We start from the raw sequence: 23,950 nt of genomic DNA, 5'->3' as shown, positions 1-23,950 counted from the left end.
CAAGTCGGCCCTCAACATCCGGTCCGGCTACGGCTCGCACCACTTCTGGTATCTGTACCACCACATCTGATCGGTACCGGCGTGGGGAGCCGCAGCTCTCCACGCCGGCCGTGAGAGGCAGTGCCATGACCACTCCACACCACGGCGACGATTTCCTGCACGATCTGCGGCTGCGCAGCGCAGCCGAGGGCGGTGTCTTCTGGCTGGACAACGAGCAGCTCGCCGTCTTCGAACCGGCCGCGGCACGCATGGTGAGCAGTGCGAACTGGAACGGCCTCGTCATGAGCGATCGCCTCGTCGACATGGTCCGGCGCCGTCGCAGCACGCCGATGCGGTGGTCCCGTATCCGCACCGCCTGGCTCACCCAACTGCACACGCTCACGACCGGCGAGCACAACGCCGATCTGATCACGCGGATGCGGCAGATCATTGATGCCCGGCTCGGCGACGACGTCGATCTCGTCCTGCTCGCTCAGGATGTCGCCGTGCAGTCCATCCTGCCGGTCGCACTCTCAGGTCTCACAGCTGGCGAATCGGCGCGGATCACACAGGACTTGAACCAGAAGCTGCTACGCCTGATCGATCGCCACCCCGGCCGCGGGCTACGCCATCACGCGCATTTCGCCGCCGTGCAGATCAGGGCCGGACTTGTCGTACGACGGGTGCTGAGCGAGCGCGCCTCCGGACGCCGCGCGCGGGAACTGGACCTCACCGACCCGATCGTCGACCTGCTGCCCGAGTTGGGCATGGACCGAGCGCTCGACGTCGTCACTGCGGTACTCACCGCGATCGGCGGACCGCCCGGCTCTGCGGCCGCGAGCGTGCTGTACGAGTTCGTCCGCAACCCGCAGTGGGCGCACCGGCTTACCCGCGAGCTGGGGAGCGTGGACCCGGTCGAGTTCTGCGCCGCACCAGCCAAGTCAGCGCCGGTCACCCACCGGTTCGTCAAGGAAGTGCTGCGTATGTGGAGCCCACCGCTGCTGCTGGTGCGGCGTGCCCGCGCCTCGTTCGACCTCGGCGCCACCCGGCTGGAGAAAGGGCAGAGCTACCTGGTGAGCCCGCACATGATCCACCGCCATCCCCGGTTCTGGCAGGAGGCCGACACCTTCGATCCCGACCGGTTCTTGCCCGGCGCGCCGCACGGGCCAGCCGACCGGGCGTGTTACGTACCGTTCGGCTGGGCTCCGAAGAAGTGCATCGGCGCCGACATCGGCACCATCCAGCTGATGGCGCTGTGCTACCTGATGTGCACCCGCTACCGCCTCAGCGTCCCGAACGCCGACACGATCACCATGGCCTGCCGCTTCGCCCCCGTACCCCAGCAATTCCGTGGACACCTCGCCCTTGCATGACTGGCGCCTGTCCCCTCCCGGAGACACCGCTGACGTGATGATCAACGCGCTGGGGCTGTCACCCATGCCCACTCCCGGCGGCTGTGAGCGCGCTGAGTAACTCTCGCGCAGGTGCTGGGTGACGCGGTCGTCGGTGGCCTCGTAGTTCAGCTGGCGCTGGAAGAACAACAGTTTCTTCTCAGCCGTGCCCAGGATCTCGCCCCACTCTTGACCCAGACCTCGTTGTCGTGACGGTCGTCGGCAAGGCCTTCCGGCACCGCCGCCGTTGCTCCGCCGGACGGGAGCAACCCCCCCGATGACGAGCTCCAGAGCGCGTTCGAGCTGACCGGCGCCCTCACCACCACCTCCCACGATGGGGCGACCGCGCTCGCCGTGATGAGCGAGCTGGAGAAGTGGTGGGCCACCTCCGGCGTCGGCACCCTCCGGCGGGCACCCGGGCAGCCGGGGGTGAAGGCCCGCGTCTATGCGGACATCCGACGCTCCGGCACCCAGGCGACCCAGCGCACGGATGACGGACCCGACGTAGTGCAGGTCGGCCTGGGTCACGGTGCCCGGTGGAACTTGGACTTGAACTTGGTGCGCAGCATCGAGGCACTCCCCGATCCTGGCTCCCTGCCTGCGTTCTTGCAGGTCAAGGGCGGTTTCCATACCCTACAACGACTTGTCTGCGCGGTCAGCACTCCGTGGTGTTATTCACGACTCAGTACCCCCGGACCCGGGGTGGCGGGGCGCGCCGCGCGGCCGTACTCCCCTCTACGCCAAACGTCATACGGCGCCACGGGCCGACTTCACGGCCGCACGCCGTACAAGCCGGCCGCCCCGCTTGACGGCGTCATATCCCCGCCGTTGCATGGGCGGAGAGTAAATGTCGGGGGCTTCGTCCCGAACTGCCCGGCAGTGGGGGACAATTCAGGGGGGATTAATGTCGCGCGCCGTCGCCGAACTCCAGCAGATTCCGTTCTCGCAACTCATCGGAGCACCACTCAAGGCCGCTGTCGAAGCCCAGGACCTGGCCGCCCAGTCGACGATCGAATTTATTCACAAGGTCGGCTTCCAGCAGGAGGCGCAGCCCGACGACCTGGTGTTCGGCGATGTCACCAAGGACGCGTCGGCGGGCAAAGTGCGGTCGGTCACCTTCAGCTACACGAAGAAGGACGAGAACGACGCAAAGAAGGAATTCTCGCTCACCGTTCCGTTTCTCGCGATTACCCCGATTCCTTTCATCAGGTCGACGAGGTGACGATCGACTTCAACGCCAAACTCACCGACTCGATCGAGCGCAAGACCAGTTCCGAATTCAATCTCGACTCGGAGGTCAAGGGCAGCTACGCCGCATTCTGGAGCCCGATCAAGATCGAGGCGCGGGTTTCGGCGACCTACAACCAGAAGTCGAGCAGCAGCGAGCGCCAGCAGCGCGAGTACACCCTCCAGATCCATGTCCGAGCGGTCCAGGACGAGATGCCCGCAGGGCTGTCACGGGATGCTCGACATACTCGAGCAGGCCATCCAGGAACAGCCGACCTCCGCCACGTCGTGACGGGGCTGGGGGATGTCCTGGGGGCGCTGCTGACCGATGTGGTGCGGGCACGGCTCGCGGCCGACGCGCTGACCGCGAGCGCCGTGGCGGCGTACCGGGACGATCCCGTGCTCGCGTCGCTGTCCGTGCCCCGGGTCACCGTCACGGGCATGACGGTACGGCTGGCGTTCTCGGCAGCCGAGGTCGCGGTTCCCGATCCGCAGCCGCTGGATGTCGCCCGGGCCGCCCGGGAGTGGAACATCACCCTGCGGGACCGTCTGCTGCCGGGGTTGCTGCCGGGGCGGGAGGAACTTGGCATGGACGAGGCGGTGCGGCTGTGGCGCGGCGCGCTGCGGCGCGCTCCGGTTGTGCTCGACGCCGTTGCCCTCCAGCGGGCCGTTGCCGGGGACCCCGGCAATGTGGTGGCGTCGACGCTCGATCAGCTCCTGGAGCGCGTACGGACACTGCCGCAGCACGCGCAGGCCCGGCTCCAGCAGATCCGGCTGAAGGAGGAGTTGCAGCGGGAGGTGCCACGGGAGGTGCCGCCGCTCGCGGAGCGGGCGCGGCAGTGGCAGGCGGCTGAACAGGCGCTGCGCTCTCGGGTCAAGGTGGAGGTGACCGCCGACGAGCTGGAGCGGCGGCGCCCGGAGACGCTTCAGCACATCGAACTGGCCGTCTCCCTCGCCGACATCGAGGAGTTCATCGGTCCGGCCACCGACACAGAGAGCTGAGCCATGCCCATACGCGACGTCTCCACGCTAGGGCTCGATGAGCTCCTCGGTGCCCTGCTGTCGGCCGTCATCGGCGGCCAGCGCGAGGCCACGGCCGGAACGCTCGCCCTCGTCGAGCAGATCGGTCTGCTCCGCGATGCCGAGGGCCATGAGCGCTTCCGCACGGTGACCATCCGGTACACCAAGCTCGACGAGAATCAGCAGCCCGCCGAGTTCGCCCTCGAAGTGCCGCTGCTGGCCATGGTGGCGATCCCCACCCTGACCGTGCGTGAGGCCCCTTCACGCCTGACCGTGCGTGAGGCCAAGATCTCCTTCACGTACGACGTGACGCAGACGGCCGTCGAGCGTCCGGCCGAGCAGATCCGCGGGGCCCGGGCCCCGGTGCCGCGGGCGCTCACCGGGGCCGAGCTCCGCCCGGTCGTCCTCAAGGGCTTCGTGCCGCGGGCCCGCACGGTCAGCAGCAGCGAGACCCGAGAGACGGCGGGCATCAACATCGAGGTCACGGTCGAGAGCGTGCCGCTGCCGGTGGGCCTGGAGCGGCTGCTCGACCTGACGGAGCTGACGGTGTCCCGGCCCGTCGCGGCTAAGCAGACCGGGCGGGACGAGCAGACCGAGCGGGACGAGCGGGACGAGCCGAGATGACGGAAAGTCATGTGGCGAGCAGCGTGGAGGCGGCGGCGCTGGCGCTGGACCGGCTCGAACAGTCGCTGCGGGTGGGCGGCTTCGCCGAAGGCACGACCGCGTATCAGCGCATGGCCGATGTGCTGCTCGCCCAACGGCTGTTCCCCGGCGACGACTCCGCCGGACCCGAAACCGATCCGTCGGTGCTGCGCGGTTTCGAGCACATCGGCGAGACCTCCGGGCGCATCTACGGGCTGCTGGAGCCGTACGCCGCCGTGATGCGGCGCCTGGCGGCCCTGGCTCCGGCCGCTCCCGGCGACGCGGGCCCGACCGCCCGGTCCGTGGGGCCGGCCGCCCCCGCGGAGCCCGGTGTCACCGCCGCGCCCGCGGTCACCGAGGCCGCATGCGCCACCGTCCTCGCGGCCCTGCGCCGACGCGGCCGGCGCGGCGCGTCGGTGTCCGTGCTCTGCCGTACGACGGGCCTGCCGTCCGGTATGGCCGAGGCGGCGCTCGACGCCCTGGTCGGCGACGGCACCGCCTGCACCCGGGACGCCGGCGGCGTCCGCTCCTTCCTTCTCCGCGACACCAGGGGAGCCAGAGGATGACCGCATCCACCACCGTCCCGCGCATCTCCGCCACGGTCGGCGCCGGTGGCACCAACACCGCCGCCGATGTCCGGGTCGTCCAGGACCTGCTCAACCGCGCCGCCGCGCGGAGCTCGCGGTCGACGGCGACTGCGGCCCGGCCACCTGCGGGGCCATCAGGTCCTACCAGTCCGGCTTCCTCAAGGCCCCCGACGGCCGCGTCGACCCGGACGGCCTGACGCTGCGCCGCCTCGCGGCGGACGCCGGGGAGCGCTCCGAGGCGCCCCGCAGTGACCCCGCGACTGCGTCGGGGCCTGCGGACGGCGCCCGCCTGACCCAGTTCGCCCGCCAGGGCCCGGGCCACTACGCGTACGCGGACAGCGAGCGCCAGTACGGCACCGACGCCATGCTGCAACTCCTCACCGGCACGGCCGCGGCCCTGCACCGCGCCGGTCTGGAGATGGGGGTCGGCGACATCAGCTTCGTACAGGGCGGCCTGATGCCCCCGCACAAGACCCACCAGGGCGGGCGCCACGTCGATCTGCGTCCGCTGCGCACGGACCACGCCCGCGGGCCGGTCTCGATCGGTGACCCGGTCTACAGCCGGGACGGAACCCGCGCCCTGGTGGAGAGTCTGCTGTCCCATTCGGCGCGGCGCTGCAACGCCTCAAACGATAACCCGTCCCCCGACCACGAGGAGGAGGACAGCGGCCGGCCTCCGCGACAGGAACGGAGCGGACGGGCTACCCCGGACGCAGCCTTCCGGCGGCTGCCGGCAGGGCGGCGTGAACGACCGCGCAACCGGTCAGACACACCCCGCCGGGAGACCGGCGGGCGGTCAGCCGGCGCGTGGGCGCTCGTGTTCGCGCCGAGCGCCCTCCAGCACGCTGCGCCAGGAGGTGACACCAGGCTTGCGGCGCAGCAGCGTGCGGCGTTCCCGCTCCGTCATGCCGCCCCACACCCCGAACGCGACCCGGCTGTCCAGCGCTTCGGCCAGACAGTCGATCCGTACCGGACACGCGACACAGACCGCTTTGGCCTTCTTCTGCTGCGGTGCCTTGGCGAACAACTCCTCCGGATCCGCACTACGACAGGCCGCCCGTTCACTCCACCGCAGCATCATCGCGTCCTCCCCCGTCAAGGCCCTGTGCGGCGAGCTCCTGCCGCTGTCCAGGTAATACGGACCCACAGCGCTGCCGGTTCAACCCCCGGCAAATCCGGCCGACAACACCACGCAGGCCAGAGCCGACCACGCTCGGCCAGGCGTTCAACCACTGGTCGATCCGTGCACTCGACGCCCGACTGCGCCGCGTGCTCGGCCGCGTCCGCGGCGAAGCCGCAGGCGTGGCGGGTCGCAGATCGTACGCAGGAGGGTGCCCAGGTCCGGGCCATAGTCGCCCCAGCACGTCACGTCCCCGCCGTCGGAGACCCCATCACCGAGTACCAGTGGCCGGTGCCGGCCCGCACCACGCAGATGCCGTCCAGGTCGATCCCGACATCGGTCCGGACAGGCTCGCCGTGCAGAGTGACGGTCCCGACGGCGGGCATCAGACGGGCCTCGGGACAGCCCGTGACGCGCTGGACCTCCGCGAGAGTCCAGGGCTCGGGCAGGTGGCCGTCCCGCCGCTCGCTGGCGGGGAGCAGCTCGACAACGGCGTGCCCGAGCCTCGGGCTAATCCACCTGTCCTGTGCGTCGATGCCCAGGACACCGCCCAGGAAGGCCATGTCGAAGGTGCCCACCAGGGTCTCCCAGCGGAACGGGACGCGGGAGACGTGGCAGGAGTGGCAGAACGCCCCATGGGGGCGCCCCAACACCGCAGGATCACGGCCTCGCCGTCGATGACGACGTCCTCGCCCAGCGCCGCGGCGGCCGAGGCTATCTAGCCGGTCGTGGCCTGGGGCATGGAGGGCAGTTGTCCTGACGCGACGGACCCGGGCCGGGTGCGGCAGCTGGGACAGGGCGTACTGCCGGTCCGACAACACCGTCGGCGGTGAGCCCATAGGTCTGCTGCCACCGTTTGGTTGCCGCTTCGGTTATCGGCCCGAACTGGCAGTCGGTCCGCGAGCGCACGCTGCGCGCAATGGCCACCTGATGGGAGCCTCGGCGTCACGAATCGGCGCCATGAGTATCGAGAGTCCCGGACCGATCGTGGCCACGTCCTGTCATTTCGCAGCCGGTCCGCGCGCCATCCGCTGGTGCCGCGGTCAGGCGCGCGGGGGCGACCAGGCAGTGGGCGTCCAGAACGAGGTCCTTCACGCCGGTCCAGTCGACGGCGACGTCGAGGTAGACGCCGATCCAGCCCCGGTGGCCGACGTAGGGCGGGCGGAAGAAGTGCACCGGGTCGGTGGCGACGAGGTGCTCCTGGACTCCTGCCGGTGCCGCGCACCAGAAAGCGAGCCGGTCGTCGTGGTGGTGGTCGGAGAGGGTGAGGAACATCTTCTTCGCGGCGAACCAGCTGGGCTCCCCGTGGCTGAGCCGCTCGTCCGCCTACGGGAGTGCCAGGCAGATCGACCGGAGCCGGGCGGGCGCTGAAAGTGTCATGGCGGGATCAGCTCGGATCCGCGGCCTTGCTGGGCTCCCCGCGATAGGTGCCGAACGACCACCGGTTGCCTTCGGGATCGAGGGCGGCGAAATCTCTGGAGCCGTAGTCGGTTTCGCGCAGCTCGGAGGTGATCTCAGCCCCTGCGGCCTTCGCGCGGGCGTACAACCTGTCGGGGTCGGCAGTGACCGCATAGGCGCCGAAGCTTCCGGGGCACAGCGGCCAGGCGTCGTCCTCGCCGTCCTGCTTCGCCGAGCCAAGCATGATCCCGCCGCCTTCCGGCCAGGACAGCTGGGCATGGTCGACACGGTCACCCTCCCCGTGGACCACAGTCTCCTCGAATCCGAACGCGTCGATCAGAAACCGGATCAGCGCGCGGGCGTCGTGGGCACGCAAGGTGGGCCACACCTGCGGTGCCGGTGTCGTGTCGGCCATGTCCACCAGGCCTCCTCGGCCAGTCCTTCAGCAGTGGTTGGGCTCTTACTGCATCCAGCCTTCCGCTGGTTCGCCGCTGGGGGCTTGGACGTTTCGGAACTCCTCGGCCAGCCACGTGCTGGGGGCGCAGCCGGCCAGGGACCGGAACTCGCGCGCGAGGTGTGCCTGGTCGAAGTAGCCGCACTGCGCAGCCACGTCGGCGAGCCGGGGAAGCTCCGACCGGCCAGTACCGGCGGCCAGCAGTCTGCGGGCGCGGTCGAATCGGACCACCCTCGCGGCGGCCTTGGGCGTGAGCCCGGTCTCTCGGCGGAAGCGGTCCGCCAGATGGCGTCCGCTCCAGCCGACTTCGTCCGCCAGTGCCGACACCGGCAAGGCACCGCCGGTACGGATCAGCAGTTGCCAGGCGCGGGCGACCTCGGGCGGAACGCCTGCGTAGGGGGAGGTCGCCCGGAGCAGCAGCTTGTTCAGCACGGCGAAGCGCTCCGGCCAGCTGTCGGCCGCCTGCAGCCGTGCCTGGAGCTCACCGCACAGGCGGCCCAGGACGGCGTCTGCGGGGAGGTCGGTGTTGGCCAGTTCGCCGGCCGGCAGGCCGAGCAGCGCCCGCGCACCGAGCGGGTGGAGCGCGATCTGGATACCCGACTGCCGGCCTTGGTGGGTGATCAGCGCCGGCGACGTGTGCAGGCCGCCGAGCAGGGTGTCGTAATTTCCCGGTGCCTGTCGGGGATCAGGGTGGCCGGCCATGGTGAGCACATCGTCGAGCGTGAAGATCAGCGTCAGGTAGGGCGAGGGCATCCCCCGGTGCTGTGTGGCCGGGAAGCCGTCCTGGCGGTAGCCGGTATACCAGGCCACGAAGGGCCGCAGCGCGGCGGCGGCGCGAACGCGGACGGACTCGTTGATCACTCCGGGGTGCGGGAAGACCGTAGGGACCGCGGCGACCCGCCCGCGCGGCGCTGAGCCGGCAAACGGCCCCCGGATGTCCACTCGCGGCGCGTTGTCCACGCCACCAGTATCAGCCCGCCAGGACCAAGGAGTCGCACAGGTCCAGCCAGCTCGGCAACAGGCCAGGGAGTCGTTCTGAGGTGCCTTACCGTTGGCGGTCTCGTGACAGCATGCCCTGCTCGTATAGGCAGGCAAAGTCGAACACGTACGGCGGCGCTGTGTGCGGCTTCTTCCTCGTGGAAGCCGTCGTTCGGGGGCCGGAGCAGAAGAGAGGTGCAGGTTGTCGATCCACATGGTGCCGGAGTGACGCTGCGGCTACTGCTGCGCGTCGAGTAGGCGGGTGGCGGTCTCCCCGCAGGAGTACGAACAGCAGCACCACGAGCAGGCTAGGCTCTCACTCGCAGCATGAACCCCTGTGTCCACACTCCGGGGGTCACCTCAACGCGCCCGTGCCCCTTGTCCGGCCCCGCCCTGACGAACCACCGCCAGAGGATGCGGCAGGGGCGTCGGAGAGTCCGATCCCCTGTCGTTCTCAAGCCGGCATCCCGGCCGAGATCGTCGAGACGACGTCCGCAGCGTGCGTCTCCAGATAGAAGTGCCCGCCCGGCCAGATCTGCAACTCGAAAGTGCCGTCGGTGTACTCGCTCCATGCGACGGCTTCCTCGGCCGACACCATCGGGTCCGTGTCGCCGACCAAGGCCGTCACCGGGCAGGTAAGTTTCGGCCCCGGCGCGTACACGTACGTCTCCGCGGCCTTGTAGTCACTGCGGATCGCGGGGAGCACCATCGCGGTCATCTCGGGGTCGTCGAAGACGTCGAGCGCAGTGCCGGTCAGCGACCGGATCTGCTTGATGAGCTCTTGGTCGCTGCGCTCGTAGACACGCTGGTTACGGTTGAGGCCGGGGGCCCGGCGCGCCGACACGAACATATGGGCGAGCTTGACGTCGGCGGCCTCCAGGCGCCGCGCGACCTCGAAGGCCACGGTTGCGCCGAGACTGTGGCCGAACAGATACAGCGGTTGGTCCGCCAGCGGACGGATCACCTCGGTGATCTCGTCGGCCAGTTCGGCGACCGTCTCCCGGCGCCGTTCCAGCTGCCGTTCCTGTCGGCCCGGATACTGGATCGCGAGCACTTCGACACCCGGCGAGAGCGCCCTCGACAAGGGAAAGTAGTAGCTTGCCGCACCACCGGCGTGTGGCAGGCAGACGAGTCGGGCTGACGCGGGACCCGCCGGATGGAAGCGGCGAATCCACAGGTCGGGGTCGACGGCTTGCATGGGAAACGGGTCTCCTTGCCAGGTATGTCAGAGAGGGTGATACACGGCGATGCCATGTGCGCCCCGCAGGATCGGATGGCCCGGTGACAACACCGGCACCGCGCGCCGGCTCGACAGGCCCGCCTGCGGGCCGGCTGTCGGGCGCGTCGACTTCGACGTGATCAACTCCCCTCGCCTCGGGTCCGGTTGACTGCGCCCTCCCGCCTGGCTCTCACCGTGCATGAAGAGCCCACTTGCTGCCATCGACAGGCACCGCTCCGGGCAGTGCTATGAGTTCGGGTTTGAACAGCGGTGCCGAGTCCATCGCGGGCTCCCAGGTTGCCAGCTTCTCGTCCTGCGGCACCTCGATCCGCCTGCCCTCGGCCAGGTCGGCGACCACCCGCAGCAGCAACCGCACACCGAGCGGGGCCAGATGCTCGCGCCACAGGGTCTTCACAGTCGATCCCGGGGGTACGAGCAGGTGCTCCTGTGCGGCGATCGGGCCGGCGTCGGTACGCTCGGTGAGGTGGTAGATGCTCCCGCCCGTCGCCTTGTCACCGTCGCGGATCGTCCATCGGATCGCGTCCCGGCCACGGTGCAACGGCAGCAGGCTGGGGTGATAGCCGATAGTGGCGACGGCTGCCTTGGCACGCGTGTGACGGCCGATGAAGGCGTGTGAATGCGCGGCGACGATGATGTCCACCCCGTCCGGGATATGCATCGCGCGCAGCTCGGCCGAGGCCGTCCACGGGATGTCCCTGGGGTACGCCCAGGCACGCAGGCGGTCCCAGGACATCGCGTTGCTCTCGTCGGAATGCCCTTTGCGCAGACGGGGGGCGGCTGCGCCAACTATCTTGTGGCCTTCGTCCAGCAGGGCATCCGCGACCTCCACCGCGAATCCCCCTTGTCCTGACAAATAGATGTTCACTTGAACTCCCGGCGGTCGCTGTTCGGTACGGGTAAGAGCGCTTGTCCAAGGCACAGGACTGGCAGAGAGCGGCTCCGGTACCGGGCTCCGGTGCATTGATGCTCGGCTCGGCCGACTTGTCGTGCGACAGATGGCCCACATCCACCGGCGGGTCCTGCTGGAAGACAGTCCGGACAGGGCCATGGCGCCGTCGGCGGCAAGCAGGTGCAATGCGGCGCTCTGTCGTGCGGCTCCGGCGTCGTCGCGCACCGGCCGAACACCGGACGGCAGTGCACCGTGCGCGTCCAATGGGTAGGCATGCGGCTCCAGATCCAGGCTGTCACTCGACCGTTGTGCGTGTTCCAGGCACATGTCCGCGCCTGGCATCGCCGTGTCCGGAGCAACGGATCAGCCGGTGACCACAAGCGTGATCGATCCCGCCTTCTCCTCGCCGGTCGGATCGTCTCGCCGCTCCGGGCGGGCACATGGCCGTTGCGGTGGTCGTGATCCGCTCTGTCGTCCTCGGAAACGGCCCCCGGCAGGCGGATGGCGGTCGTCGTCGGCGCCTGCCCGCCACCGGCACAGCGACACGCGCCAACGGCGTTTGTCGCGGGTGGTGAGAGGAAGCAGGTTCGAATCCCGGGCGTTTCCATCATCAGGGTGGGGTTCTGCTCGACTTGGCCGACGGAACCGCCACGGTCAGGGCAGGAGCGGACGGTGTGCCGACCCTTCCGCACGTCCGTGTGCTGCCGCCGCAGCGCATGCTGTCCGCTGGTGCTCATGGCGACCGGTCGGTCGCCCTCGCCGCCGTCGAAGGGATTGCCGCTCATCAGTCGATCTCTTTCATTCCGAAGTGGTCGGGCCGGAACCGCACCGGCAGCACGGCAGACCCTGTGATGAAGTCGGATCGGATGCACAGCGGCTCAGCGGTGGTGCCGAAGCCCCGAAACGCCATGAGCGGCGAGGCGATCTCCGCCTCGGCGGGGTGTGGCCGAGGTCGAACGCCCTGAGCCGGTCAAGGATCCGCTCCTCCCGGTTTCCGAAGGCGCGCCAGAGCATGCGTCCTCGGCGAGAGCACCGGATCTCGTGCGACTCGTGATGCAGGTGCCCGTCAGCGGCGGCCTGCGGCGTGACGAGCACGTTGCCGTGCTCGGACGGCGGCCCAAGTCCAAGGCCTCCACCGCCGGTGTGCTCATGGTTACCAGTCCGTCCGCCAGAACCGGCGTGGCTGGAACGGGTACGTGGGCAGGGGCACACGGTGGCTGGCCTCCCCCAGGTGCAGGGAGTCGAAGTCCACCCGCTGGCCGGTCACCCAGGCGGCAGCCAGATCGGACAGCGCCTGCCCGTCGTTTCCGGACGGCACTATCCCGTTGCTGTTGCGCTGCAGGGAATCCGCGTCCACCTGCGGCGCGGCAGCGGTCTGGGTGGTCAGGCCAAGCAGTGCCGCGATCAGCTCCGCACGGCTGCGGACCACGGCTGCCCAGCGGCGGTCCATCACCTTGCGGCCCAGGTTGAGGCTGAAGCAGACGTCGTCGAGACGCAGGTCGGGGTTGGCGACCAGCCAGTCCTTCAGCCTCGCGCGCTGACGGGCCAGCGCTTCGTCGTCCAGGGCGGACAGCGTCGCCAGTCGCGGCCTGCCCGCTGCCTCGGGGGCGCGCTCGGCGGCGGTCGGCGCCTCCTCCAGCACCAGGTGCGCGTTGTAGCCACCCCCGCCGATCGAGGTGATGCCCGCACGGCGGATGCCTGCCTCCGTCTCCCAGTCCGCCGTCTCCAGCTGTGGCACGAACGGGGTGCTGGAGAAGCCGAGGTCCTCGTTGATCTCGGTCAGGTTGATCGTCGCCGGCAGCTTCTTGTGGTACAGGGCCAGCGCGGCCTTCACCGCGCCGAAGCCGCTCGACACCACACCGCCGTGGCCCACGTTGCCCTTGACCCCGCCGATCGAGGTGGTGCCGGACTGCTTGCCGAACGCCATGCTCGCCGCGTGGATCTCCAGATCGTCGGTGATCGGCAGACCGAGGCTGTTGGCCTCGTACATGGACACGGTGTCCGGGGTGACGCCGCTGACCTCCATGGCGTTGGCGATGCACGCGCTCAGCCGCTCGGGTTGTGCCAGACCGTAGGCCACCGCGCTGACGCCGTTGTTGTTGATGGCCGAGCCCTTGACCACGGCGTAGATGTGGTCGCGGTCCGCGACGGCGTGTGCCAGCGGCTTGAGCAGCACGGTGACGACGCCGCTGGACAGCACGGTGCCGGTGCCGTTGGCATCGAACGGACGGCAGTGGCCGTCCTTCGACAGGATGCGGTTCTCCTCCCACATATGACCGCGGGGGTGCGGCAGGCGGACCATCGAGCCACCGGCGATCGCCATGTCGGTCTGGCCGAGCAGCAGCGACTGGCAGGCCAGGTGCACCGCGTAGTGGAAGCCGGAGCAGACGGCCGCGAGCGTTACCGCCTCGCCTTTCAGCCCCAGGTAGTACAGCGCGTTGGACGTCATGGTGTCCGGCGACCACGCCGCGCCGGCCTCCATCGCTTCAGGGCCGGTCGACACCCGGTCCGGTGGGGAACTGTAGAGCGCGGCGGTCTGCGCGTTGTTGGCACCGTAGATGCCCACCTCGCCCTCGACCCGGTTCGGGTCGTAGCCGCCGTCCTCGAGCGTCTCCCACACGCTCTCCAGGAACAGCCGGTTCTCCGGGGTCATCGCGGCCGCCATCCGGTCGCTGATCCCGAACACCGACGGGTCGAACTTGTCGTACGTGTCGAGGACGCCACAGGCCGGCACGTAGAACGGACTGTTGATCAAGGTCTCGTCGACGTGGATGTCGTCCTTGTCGAGGAGCGACACGGACTCCCTGCCGTGTACGAGGTTGTCCCAGAACTGTTCCTTGGTGCTGGCCCCGGGCGCCCGCAGGGACATGCCGATGACGGCCACGTCACCCGGGTCGTAGTCCTGCTCAGGGCTGTCGGACATAGAAGGCTCCTGCCTTGAGGGGGTTGGCGACTCGGGACGGCTGCTCGGAGTGATGTCGTCAAGTGCCAGGTCGGGCTGTGCTATCGAGCCGAAGAGCACAGTGCGGTAGAGCGTGAGCAGTGCCGTCACGGTCTCCTTCTCCAGGTAGCTGGGTTTGTACTGGACATGGCCGACCACTTCACCGGAGATGTCTGCCATCGAGATCTCCAAGTCGAACTTGGCGATGTGCCTGCGCACCGGCAGCGGTTCGAGCGGCAGGGCGCTGTCGGGCGCGATCGTGTCGCCCGTGCCGTGGAAGAGCTTGGTGGAGCGGGGAAAGGCGTCCGAGGACAGCCAGTTCATCGCGACGTCGAACCACGGCGGCCGGCCTTCGGCCCTCGGCGGCTTCAGGATGGACGCCAACCGGTCGAGGGGGTAGTTCATGTGTTCGAGCAGGCCGAGCGAGAACGCGTGGACCTCACGCAGCAGATCCCGGAAACTGCGGTCGCCGGCGGGGTTCGCTCGTATCAGCACGGTGTTCAGGTAGTAGCCGATGGCGGATTCCCAGCCGGGCTCACCGCGTTGGGCGATGGCGGTGGCCAGTACGGAGTCCTCGACGCCGACCGCGCGGTTGAGCGTGGCGAAGAAACCGGCCAGCACGACGGTGCTGATCGACACCCCCTCGCCCACCGCGAACTCCCTGAGCTGACGGGACTCCTCGGCGCTCCAGCGGAACCTGAGGTCGCGGCCCTCGTAGGTGACACCGGGAGGGCGCTCCATGGTGGACAGTTCGAGATGGGCGGGCGGGTCGGCCAGCCTCTGCGACCACCAGTCGAGTGCCGCGTCGGCCGCCGGGCCGGCCAGCCACTGCCGCTCCCACTCGACGAAGTCCGTGTACGGGGGAACCGGGTTGCCGGCGGCGGGGTCGGCACCCTCGTAGAACTCCTGGAGTTCACGGAACATCACATCGGCCGACGCCGCGTCCGACGCGATGTGGTGCACGAGCACCAGCAGGTAGTGGTCCGCCGGCCCACGGGCTATCAGCACGACCCGCACCAGCGGCCCGTTGTCGATGTCGAGGGGCAGATGCCCGTATGCGGCCAGTTCCTCGCGGGCCTGTTCGTCGTCGCGGTCCGAGCTGTCCACCACGATGAACTCGTACTCCGGTTCGTCCAGGATGACCTGGTAGGGGTGACCGCCGGCCTCGACGAAGATCGTGCGCAGCGCGGGATGCCGCTCCATCACGGCCCGCACGGCGCGCTCGAGTGACTGTTCGTCGACCGCGGTCCGGATCCGGGCGGCCACCATGAAGTTGTAGGGCACCGCGTCCGGATCGACCTGTTGCATGAACCACAGCGATGCCTGGCCGTGCGACGCCGACGCCAGTTCGAGGCCGAGACCGTCGGCGCGCAGCTGCTCCGACGCCGGTGCGTCGGTGGGATCGAGCAAGCCGCGTGCGGCCAGTTCGTCCACCAGTTCCTCGGCGTCCAGCTCGGACAGGTCGTCCAGGAACGCCTGTGGCGACCTGGCCTCGGGCGTCGGCTCGGCCACCGCCTTCGGCGTCGAGGCCGACTGGGCCGCCGCGGTCGCCGCCGGCTCACCGACGATCTCGACGAAGTGGGCGACGACCTCGGATATGGTCCGGCCGTCGAGGAACACCACCGGCGACACGCGCCGCCCGATCAGCGCCTGGAGCCTGTTGACGAGGCGGATCGCCAGCATCGAGTCCAGGCCGAAGTCGCGCAGGCCCGCGTTCTCGTCGAACCTGCTGACCGGTACGCCCAGCGCGTCGGCGATCTCGGCGAGGACGATCTCCCCCACCGACCTGTCCGCGGCCGGCTGCATCGCCACCGGCGTGACCCCGGCTTCGACCGCGATCTCGGCGGCCGGGGCCGACACGACTTCGCGGCGAGGCGTGGTGTCCAGCCAGTAGCGGTCCTTCTGCCATTGCACGAGGGGGGTTTCCACGACCTCGACGTCATCGGCGAACAACGGGTCGAAGGTCAGCGGAAGACCCCTGACGTACAGTGACGCGGCGGCTCCCAGCAGGCAGCGGACGTCACTTTCGTCGCGTCGCAGGGAGTTGATCGCGTGCACCTGGACACCACGGGTCAGCGCGATCTCCTCGACCGCGCCGCACAGGGTCTCGTGCGGGCCGATCTCGACGAAGGTGCCGACGCCGTCCGCGACCAGCGCACCGATGGTGTCGGCGAACCGGACCTGGTCGCGCAGGTTGTGTACCCAGTAGTCGACGTCGGTGACCGGGTTCACCGTGTCGGCCAGTGCCGTGGAGTAGAAGTCGATGGTGCCGGTCAGCGGGGTGATGCCGTTGATCATCTCGCGCAGTGGCGGGATCAGCGGATCCATGCCGGGGCTGTGCGCCGGTCGCGCGATCTGGACATGCCTGGTCGAGATCCCAGCCTGCTTGAGGCCGGCATCGAATGCACGGATGGCGTCGGGCGGGCCGGTGACCACCGTGTTCGTGGGGCTGTTCACCGCGACGACGGTCACTTGTCCGGCGTACGGGCCGATCCTGCGCAGCAGTTCCTGCTCAGGCAGTTCGACGGAAATCACGGCGGCGGCGGCGGCCTTCCGCTCGATCAGGTGCGACCGCGCGACCACGACACGGGCGGCGTCCTCCAGTGACAGCCTGCCTGCCACGCAGGCGGCGGCGACTTCGCCCATGCTGTGACCGACGACGGCGGACGGTTGGAGACCGAGTTCGAGCCAGACCCTCGCCAGCGAGACCTGCAAGGCGAACAGAACGGGTTGCTGGACATCCATTTCCTCAAGTCTGGTCCGGTCGGCCGGGGCGGCGAGCTCATCGAGCACCGAGCCGCCGCCCGCCGCGCGCACGGCGGCATCGCAGGCATGCATCCACTCGCGGAAGCCGGCGTGCGAGCGCATGAGCTCCCGGCCCATACCCACCCAGTGCGTACCGCCGCCGGAGAACACCAGCGCCACCCGCCGGTCGCTGTTGCCGGCGACCGTGCCCGTGACGACATCGGGGTGCGGCTGCCCCGCGGCGACCCGGGCAAGTCCGTCCAGGACTTCCTGACGGTTGCGAGCGAAGAGCGCCACCCGGTGGTTGTGGTGGGTACGCCTGGTCGCGAGCGTGTAGGCGAGGTCGGACACCCGCAGGCCCGCGTCGCGTTCGACGTGGTTGGACAGCTCACGGCAGGTGTCGGCCAGCGCAGCCGCCGAGTGCGCCGTGACGGGTACGAGATGCATCGGTTCGTCCGCCGCGACGCCACCCCGCTTCGGGGGGACGTGTCGTCCCCAGTCACCCGCGAGGAACGGGCCGACCGTCACGGGGTGGCCGGCCGCGTACAGCGCGCCGAGCGAGCCCAGCAGGGTCGAGGCTTCGTCGGCGCCACGCCGGAGTGAGGGCAAGGTGACCGCCGACAGGACCTCCGCCACCGACTTGAGTAGTACCGGATGCGGGCTGAGTTCGATCACCGCGTCGATGTCGTGGCCGCGCAGGGTCGTCAGGGCGTCGACCACCCGGATCTCCTGGCGCAGGTTGTCCCCCCAGTAGTCCGGCCCGAGTTCGGCGCCGTCGACCAGTTCGCCGGTGACCGTCGAGATCATCGGGATGCTGGTGGTCCGGGGCTTGATGTCGGCGAGTTGGGCCTTCAGGGGGGGGAGGACGTGGTCGACCAACGGCGAGTGCGGTGCGTGGCCCATCCGCACCCGGTGGTTCGTGACGCCCTCATCGGTCAGCCGCTGGACGAGGTCGTCGATCTCCTGCGGTGTGCCGGTGACCAGGGTGGAGTTCAGGCCGTTGTAGCCGGAAACGGTGAGCTGACCGGTCAGGTGCTGCTTGACCTCGTCCGCGGCGGTCATCACCACGATGCCGTCGCCGCGTCCTACGGCCAGTTGCTGGAGGAGCCGGCCGTGGTGGGCGGCCAGGCGGGAGGCGTCGGCGAAGTCGAGTGCGCCGGCGATGTGGGAGGCGGCGAACTCACCGACGCTCTGTCCCAGCACGACGTCCGGCTCCACTCCCAGCGAGCGCCAGGCATCGGCCAAGGCGACCTGTATGGAGAACAGCAACGGCTGAAAGACGTCCATGTCGTCGATGCGGCCGTCCGGATCCAGCAGCTGGTCGACGAGCGAGAAGCCCAGCAGCTCCCGCATCCGCTTGTCGGACCGCATCATGGACCGCCGGAACACGGGCATACCGGCAAGCAGCTGCCTGCCCATGCCCACCCACTGCGATCCATTGCCGGAGAACAGGAACGCCACCCGCGGCTTGCGTTCGGTCTTCTCCCCGACGCTCAGCCCGGCAGCCGTCGTGCCAGCAGTGAAAGCCTCCAGTTGGGCCCTGAGTTCGGTCATGTCGCGGGCGGCGGCCGCGAGCCGGAACGTGCCGTCGCCCGGTGCCCGCCCGCAGACCGCCCGCAGGTCGGTCTCGGCAATCAGCGCCGAGGCCCGCGCGACCAACGCCTCCTGGGAGTCCTCGGCCAGCAGCACGAGTGCCCCTTCGGGGCGCGGCAGCTCCTCGACTGCGAGGTGGCAGATCGCGCCGCCGAAGCCGAACGAGCTGACGCCCGCCCGGCGCGCGTCCGACCGTCGCGGCCATGGCGTCAACCGGTCCTGGACCGTGAGGTTGTACTCGTCGAACAGGATCTGCGGATTCGGGTTGGCGTAGTGCAGGCTCGCCGGCAGCACGCCGTTGCGGATCGACAGCGCGAGTTTGGCCAGGCCGACGACGCCGGCCGCCGCCTCCAGATGCCCGACGTTGGACTTGACGGAGCCGAGTCGCAGCGCCTCCCTTCGGTCGCCGCCCAGCACCGCACCGATGGCGTTGGCCTCGATCGGGTCACCGAGGGGCGTCCCGGTGCCGTGGCACTCGATGTAGTCGACAAGAGAGGGCTCGATGCCGGCCCGCCGGTACGCGGTGCGGAGCATCAGCTCCTGCGCCTGGGGATTCGGGGCGGTCAGGCCGCTGCTGAAGCCGTCGTTGTTGGCCGAGCTGCCCTTGATCAGGCAGTACACCGGCAGATCCCGCTCCAGCGCCACCCTCAACGGGGCCAGCACCACGGACCCGCCGCCCTCGCTTCGCACCATCCCGTTGGCACGAGCGTCGAACGCCTTGCACCGGCCGTCCGGGGAGACCGCACCCAGTTGTTCCACCGCGGTGAAGTAGTCGGAGACGAAGCTCAGGTTCACTCCGCCGGCCAGCACCAGCTCGCTCTCGCCCAGCCAGATCGACTGGCATCCCAGGTGCACCGCGACCAGCGACCCCGCGCAGGCGGCGTCGATGGCCATGCTCGGGCCCTGTAGGCCGAGGGCGTAGGAGACGCGGTTGGCGATGAGGCCGTCGTGCATGCCGGTCGCGGTGTGCGGGGTGATGCCCTGGTCGGGGCCGCGGTAGTGGGCCAACGCGGCGTAGTCGCCGTAGCAGGAAGCCATGAACACGCCGGTGTCGCTGCCGGCGAGGCTGAGGGGCGCGACACCCGCGTCCTCAAGCGCCTCCCAGGCCAGCTCCAGCGCCAGGCGCTGCTGCGGGTCCATCTGGACGGCTTCGCGGGGTGAGATACCGAAGAAGAGCGGATCGAACTGGTCGATGCCGTCGATGAACCCGCCCCAGCGCACCTTGTCGCCCAGGAGCTCACGCCGCGCGGCGGGTACCGGTCCGACGGCGTCGCGGCCCTCGACCAGCAACTGCCAGAACGAGGACGGATCCGGTCCTCCGGGGAACCGGCAGCCGATGCCCACGACCGCGATGGGTTCACGCGGTGCCAAGCGGCGATCGGTGCTCGGGGCGGCCTCCGCGGCACGTGGGCCCTCGACGAGCGCACGGGACAGGGCGTCGACGGTCGGATACTGCCACATCCATGTGGCCGGAACCCGCCAGCCGAGGAATTCGGACAACGATGCGGCAAGAGCTACCGACCTCGCCGAGTCCAATCCGTACTGATGCACCGGTACCCAGCGGTCCAGCTCGTTCCTGGACACGTCCAGCAGCTCGGCGATACGGGAAAGCAGATAATCTGTTACAGCATGCAGATCTCGCACTACACGCTCTTGCGGCATTTCAGCTCCCCAGCAGGACTGATGGAATGCGTTCACGGAGGTTGCGGTCGGCCGATCGAGGGGTCGGAAAGAGATGGGAAAGCATCGGGGTGGCCACCCGTGGGAGATCGCACAGGAACCGAAAGACTCACTCCGCCGTTTCGCGTGCTGCAACGGATCCGATGGGCAGCGCCAGGAGATGCTCCTCATCGACCCCGGCGACGAAGAAGCCGTAGGGATCTTGACGGCGGCACAAGGATCTACGGCGTGCCGCTCGGTCGCTCCACCGGGCCGAGGCTCGTCCAGTTCAGATCGATGTAATTCAGCGCAATCTCCCGGTCCGCCTCGGAGAGGATGACGTTCCAGCCGGCCGGGAGGTCGAGGAACGGTCGCCAAAGAGCATGCTGACCCTGGTCGTTGACGACCACCTGCCAGTCGCCGCCATCCGGTTCGAACGGATTGCCCGTCATCACTTCGCTCCGTTCAGTTCGTTTGTCGCGTGCCAGTCCGGCATGATCCGGCCACATACGTACCGGCAAGCTGTGAAAGCCATTCAGAAGGTTCGAGCGGACCCGCAGCGCTTCGCCGGTCTGCTCGATATTCAGGGCGAAGTCCCGCAAGGCCATGAGGAGTTCAGATATCTCGATCTTGGCGAGATAAGAGCCGACGCAGAAGTGCGGGCCGTAGCCGAACGAGATGTGTTTGTTGGGCCGACGTCCCAAGTCGAACACCTGAGGCTTTTCGAAGACTCGCTCGTCCTGGTTGGCGGAGATGTGCCAGAGGGTGACAATGTCGTCCTTGGCGATGCGGACACCGTGGATCTCTGTGTCCCGAACGGCGCTCCTGCCGAAGTGCATCGAGGGGGAAGCCCAGCGCAGTACCTCGTCGACGGCCGTCTCGATCGAACAGTCGCCGTTCTTCAACCGACGCCACTGGTCCGGGTGCGCGGCGAGCGAACGCACGCTGTCGATCATGGTCAGCCGGCTGGTCTCGTCGCCACCGATGATCAGGCTGTAGCAGTTGAGCACGATGTCCTCGTCGCTCAGTGCGGCCCCTTCGACCGTGCTGGAGGCCAGCGTGCTGATGAGGTCCTCACCAGGGGCCCTTCGCCGCTCCTCCACCAGGTCCAGGAAGTAGAGCAGGATCTCGTTGCGCGCCATCGCCGACTCCGTCTCGTCGACTTCGTCGTCATCGGCGCTCAGCGCGGTCTTCGTCTGCTTCAGGAGGAAGTCACGGTCGCTCTCGGGTATGCCCAGCAGATTGGAGATGGTGGTCATGGGAATCCGGCTGGCGATCTCCAAGGCGAAGTCGCACTCATCACGCGAGACCGCCTCCCGGACCAACTGACGCGTGTTCGCCCGCACAGCTTCCGCCACAGGTTCGAGTACACGCGGCCCCAGGGATCTCAGCAGGATCTTCCGCAACTGCTCGTGTCGCGGGCCGTCGGTGACCGCGAGCATCTTGCCCGCCCCCGCGTCGCCGCCCTCCAGCAGGGTCACAAGTACGTTGCCCCGCTCCGAGGTGAAAGCCTCGTCGTCGCGGTGGACGGCCATGATGTCCTCATGACGTGACAGGACCCAGAACCCGCGGCGGTGTCCCGTGGGCGGGTTCCAGTGGACGGGGCGGGTGTCCCTCAGTCCCCGCCAGAACCCGGAAAGATCGTGCTCCGCGAACGTGGCGGGGTCGCCGAGGTCGAGGGCGACATCAGTCCGGTTCGTTCCGCCGCTCCGGTCGGCCCGAATCGAGGAGGAGCCGACGTGCTGGGCGCTCACCACTCCGTCCGCCGGAAAGAGCGACCCACGAAGGGCTGATGCGGCATCAGTGTCCGCGGACCGGCTCCCCCGCGGATGACCACATGCCCGGACGACACCATCGCCGCCATCCGGTCCCGGATGCCGGGAACCGCGAGATCGAACTCATAATGACCGCCGAGCGTCGCACACGCCTGTACGCGGGACGGATCGCTGATCAGCGCCTGGTTCACCTGGATCTCCTCCTTGCCCAGCAAGGCAACGGACTCCCGCCTGTTCAGCGGGCTGTCTCAGAAGTGCTCTTCACCGACGGCTCCGGGAAGCCGGTCTGGGAACCCGGTAGCCACGGAACCGATTTCGTCGTGGTCTTCCTCTGACGGACCCCGCGCCGGCGCGGGCGCCTGCAGTGCAGGCCGATGTCCGTGCACGGGCCGGCTCAGTCGGCCGACGGCCGGCCCCGGCCGCGGACCAGGGCGCGACGGGCAGTCGCGCGACGCTTCGCCTCCGTGACGGCGTCGGGCTCGGTGCCGTCACGGTTGTCCAGCCAGCCGGCGAGCGAGGTGATCTCGCGGAACCGGAAGAGATCCGACACCCCGACCCTCGTCCCGAACCGCCGGGTCATCTGCTTGGCCAGCCGGATCAGGAGCAACGAGTCTCCGCCGAGGTCGAAGAACGTGTCGCGCACACCGATCGTCTGCGGGTCACGGTCGAGAAGCTGCGCCCACAGCTCGACGAGAGCTGCCTCGGTCGGGGTGCTCGCGGGTTCCTTCGTCTCGGACGCGGCTGACGCCGGCGGCTCGGGCAGCGCCGCCCGGTCGAGCTTGCCGTTGGGTGACACCGGAAGTTCAGCGAGGAACACCATTTTCTCGGGGACCATGTAGTCAGGCAGCAGCGCGCTCAGCCTCTTGGTGATACGGGCCTGGAGAGCCTCGTCCGACCAGAGGTCCTCACCGTTGCCAGCTGCGGCCCAGGGCTCGTCCTGCACGACGTACGCCACCAGTGACCCCGTGTGCTGCTGCCCGCCACGCGCGTGTACCGCGACGGCCGCCTCGCGTACCTCGGGGCATCCGGACAGCCATGACTCGGCCTCCTCCAGTTCGATGCGGTACCCGCGCACTTTCACCTGGTGGTCCGCACGGCCGACGAACTCCAGTTCGCCGCCGGGCAGGAAACGGCCGATGTCACCTGTGCGGTACATACGTTCACCGACGAGCTGCGGATCCGGTACGAAACGTTCCGCGGTCAGCCCCGGCCGGTTCAGGTAGCCCCAGGCCAGGCCCTCGCCTCCGAGATAGAGTTCCCCCGCCTCCCCTTCCGGCAGGGGCCGCAGCTTGTCGTCCAGGACGTGGATCCGGGCGGTGGAGCTGGGGCTGCCTATCGACGGCTCGCCGGACTCGTCACTCGGGACCAGCTTGAAGGTGCAGAAGACGGTGCCCTCCGTCGGGCCGTACCCGTTGAAGACCCGCTCCACCTTCGTCTCGGCGTACACCCGGTCGACGAGCCGACGGCGCACCGCCTCCCCCCCAAGGACCACGGACCGCAGCCCGGCCGGCATGCTGCCCCCGTCCAGCAGGCTCGCCATGACGGACGGCACGGAATTGATGTGTGTCACCCGGTTCAGATGCGGGCTCTCCGGAAGGTGGACCGCGCTGTCGACCAACACCACTGCGCCGCCCCGCGAGAGCGGCACGAAGATTTCCATGACCGCCAGGTCGAAGCAGATCGAGGTCACGGCGGCCACACCGCTCAGATCGCACTCCGCGAAGATCCGGTCGGCCTCGGACAGCATCGCCGCGCAGCTGCTGTGCCTGACCGGCACAGCCTTGGGCCGGCCCGTGGAACCAGAGGTGTAGATCACGTATGCGGTGTCGGCCGGGGCCGTGGCGGCGGGCGCCTGGGCTGTGCCGGAACGCAGCTCCGCAGCACCGGATCCACCGAGCACCAGCACCTTGGAGCCGACCGGGCAGCGGTCCGCCGAGGCGGACGTGGACAAGATCAGACGAGTGCCGCTGTCCTCCTTCATGAAGCCCAGCCGTTCCCCCGGGTACTTGGGATCGAGCGGCAGGTAGCAGGCGCCCGAGCGGAGGGTCGCGAGAACAGCGACGAACAGGTCCGGCGTACGCTCGACACAGATACCCACCGGTACCCCCGGCCGCGCACCTTCCGCCACCAACTGTTCGGCCAGCAGCGCAGATCGCCGGTCAAGCTCTCCGTAGGTCATCACCCCCGTGTCGTAGTAGACCGCCGGCGCATCCGGACTCAGGGCGGCGTACTCCAGCAGCCTCCCGTGCAACGTTCCCGTACTGGCCGTCACAGCTCGATCCCTTCCTGCCCAGACTCCGCAGTGACCCGGC

Annotated in this window: 14 protein-coding genes and 3 pseudogenes; 5 read left to right on the top strand and 12 right to left on the bottom strand. The window is 69.0% G+C overall.

Annotated elements, in window-relative coordinates:
• Window positions 1-125: 125 nt before the first annotated feature.
• The 5 genes and pseudogenes from OG966_RS39615 to OG966_RS39595 all read left to right on the top strand — a co-directional run bounded on the left by OG966_RS39615 (window position 126) and on the right by OG966_RS39595 (window position 4,825).
• A complete protein-coding gene (locus OG966_RS39615; protein WP_326654960.1) occupies window positions 126-1,352 on the top strand; it encodes a cytochrome P450 in 1,227 nt (408 codons plus the stop codon).
• Between the two features lie 321 nt (window positions 1,353-1,673).
• Window positions 1,674-1,820 (top strand): annotated as a pseudogene (locus tag OG966_RS39610) (DUF6207 family protein); the annotation flags it as partial.
• Window positions 1,821-2,217: 397 nt separating this feature from the next.
• Window positions 2,218-3,599: pseudogene (locus tag OG966_RS39605) on the top strand (DUF2589 domain-containing protein).
• A 3-nt stretch (window positions 3,600-3,602) separates the two neighbouring features.
• Window positions 3,603-4,241: a DUF2589 domain-containing protein gene (locus OG966_RS39600; protein ID WP_326654959.1), complete on the top strand. Its 639-nt coding sequence runs from the start codon at window positions 3,603-3,605 to the stop codon at window positions 4,239-4,241.
• Entirely contained in the window at window positions 4,238-4,825 is a 588-nt protein-coding gene (locus OG966_RS39595; protein ID WP_326654958.1) for a hypothetical protein, read from the top strand. Before OG966_RS39600 ends, OG966_RS39595 begins: the two co-directional genes overlap by 4 nt.
• An 817-nt stretch (window positions 4,826-5,642) precedes the next feature.
• Here the strand turns inward: OG966_RS39595 and OG966_RS39590 are convergent.
• The 12 genes and pseudogenes from OG966_RS39590 to OG966_RS39540 form a co-directional block, all read right to left on the bottom strand.
• Window positions 5,643-5,927: a WhiB family transcriptional regulator gene (locus OG966_RS39590; protein WP_326654957.1), complete on the bottom strand. Its 285-nt coding sequence runs from the start codon at window positions 5,925-5,927 to the stop codon at window positions 5,643-5,645.
• A 284-nt stretch (window positions 5,928-6,211) separates the two neighbouring features.
• Window positions 6,212-6,616, bottom strand: coding sequence for a hypothetical protein (locus OG966_RS39585; protein WP_326654956.1), 405 nt, complete (start codon window positions 6,614-6,616; stop codon window positions 6,212-6,214).
• 64 nt (window positions 6,617-6,680) lie between these two features.
• The gene (locus tag OG966_RS41065; protein ID WP_442806829.1) at window positions 6,681-6,875 is read right to left on the bottom strand and encodes a peptidoglycan-binding domain-containing protein; all 195 of its coding nucleotides are present in this window, start codon (window positions 6,873-6,875) and stop codon (window positions 6,681-6,683) included.
• A gap of 36 nt (window positions 6,876-6,911) precedes the next feature.
• Window positions 6,912-7,277, bottom strand: a pseudogene (locus OG966_RS39580) (MmcQ/YjbR family DNA-binding protein); the annotation flags it as partial.
• 76 nt (window positions 7,278-7,353) lie between these two features.
• The gene (locus OG966_RS39575; protein WP_326654955.1) at window positions 7,354-7,779 is read right to left on the bottom strand and encodes a VOC family protein; all 426 of its coding nucleotides are present in this window, start codon (window positions 7,777-7,779) and stop codon (window positions 7,354-7,356) included.
• Between the two features lie 45 nt (window positions 7,780-7,824).
• Window positions 7,825-8,778 (bottom strand): AraC family transcriptional regulator, encoded by a 954-nt coding sequence (locus OG966_RS39570; RefSeq protein WP_326654954.1) that lies wholly within the window; start codon window positions 8,776-8,778, stop codon window positions 7,825-7,827.
• Window positions 8,779-9,250: 472 nt separating this feature from the next.
• Entirely contained in the window at window positions 9,251-9,994 is a 744-nt protein-coding gene (locus OG966_RS39565; RefSeq protein WP_326654953.1) for a thioesterase II family protein, read from the bottom strand.
• Window positions 9,995-10,205: 211 nt separating this feature from the next.
• Entirely contained in the window at window positions 10,206-10,901 is a 696-nt protein-coding gene (locus OG966_RS39560; RefSeq protein ID WP_326654952.1) for a formyltransferase family protein, read from the bottom strand.
• A 1,177-nt stretch (window positions 10,902-12,078) separates the two neighbouring features.
• The gene (locus tag OG966_RS39555) at window positions 12,079-19,866 is read right to left on the bottom strand and encodes a polyketide synthase (RefSeq protein WP_326654951.1); all 7,788 of its coding nucleotides are present in this window, start codon (window positions 19,864-19,866) and stop codon (window positions 12,079-12,081) included.
• A 239-nt stretch (window positions 19,867-20,105) separates the two neighbouring features.
• A complete protein-coding gene (locus tag OG966_RS39550; RefSeq protein ID WP_326654950.1) occupies window positions 20,106-21,344 on the bottom strand; it encodes a cytochrome P450 in 1,239 nt (412 codons plus the stop codon).
• Between the two features lie 269 nt (window positions 21,345-21,613).
• The gene (locus OG966_RS39545) at window positions 21,614-21,853 is read right to left on the bottom strand and encodes a hypothetical protein (protein WP_326654949.1); all 240 of its coding nucleotides are present in this window, start codon (window positions 21,851-21,853) and stop codon (window positions 21,614-21,616) included.
• A gap of 179 nt (window positions 21,854-22,032) precedes the next feature.
• Window positions 22,033-23,910, bottom strand: a complete 1,878-nt coding sequence (locus tag OG966_RS39540; protein ID WP_326654948.1) for a non-ribosomal peptide synthetase — start codon at window positions 23,908-23,910, stop codon at window positions 22,033-22,035.
• Window positions 23,911-23,950: the final 40 nt, after the last annotated feature.

Origin of the sequence: Streptomyces sp. NBC_01750, from assembly GCF_035918095.1 — a bacterium.
Lineage (GTDB): Bacteria > Actinomycetota > Actinomycetes > Streptomycetales > Streptomycetaceae > Streptomyces.
The sequence above is the reverse complement of the archived record's forward strand: the minus strand, read 5'-3'. Positions and strand labels throughout refer to the sequence as shown.

What these genes read in the sequence shown, in the direction of transcription:
- OG966_RS39575 (WP_326654955.1), bottom strand. Translation starts at nt 7,779, where the DNA reads ATGGCCGACACGACACCGGCACCGCAGGTGTGGCCCACCTTGCGTGCC.
- OG966_RS39600 (WP_326654959.1), top strand. Translation starts at nt 3,603, where the DNA reads ATGCCCATACGCGACGTCTCCACGCTAGGGCTCGATGAGCTCCTCGGT.
- OG966_RS39615 (WP_326654960.1), top strand. Translation starts at nt 126, where the DNA reads ATGACCACTCCACACCACGGCGACGATTTCCTGCACGATCTGCGGCTG.
- OG966_RS39590 (WP_326654957.1), bottom strand. Translation starts at nt 5,927, where the DNA reads ATGATGCTGCGGTGGAGTGAACGGGCGGCCTGTCGTAGTGCGGATCCG.
- OG966_RS39595 (WP_326654958.1), top strand. Translation starts at nt 4,238, where the DNA reads ATGACGGAAAGTCATGTGGCGAGCAGCGTGGAGGCGGCGGCGCTGGCG.
- OG966_RS39555 (WP_326654951.1), bottom strand. Translation starts at nt 19,866, where the DNA reads ATGCCGCAAGAGCGTGTAGTGCGAGATCTGCATGCTGTAACAGATTAT.
- OG966_RS39565 (WP_326654953.1), bottom strand. Translation starts at nt 9,994, where the DNA reads ATGCAAGCCGTCGACCCCGACCTGTGGATTCGCCGCTTCCATCCGGCG.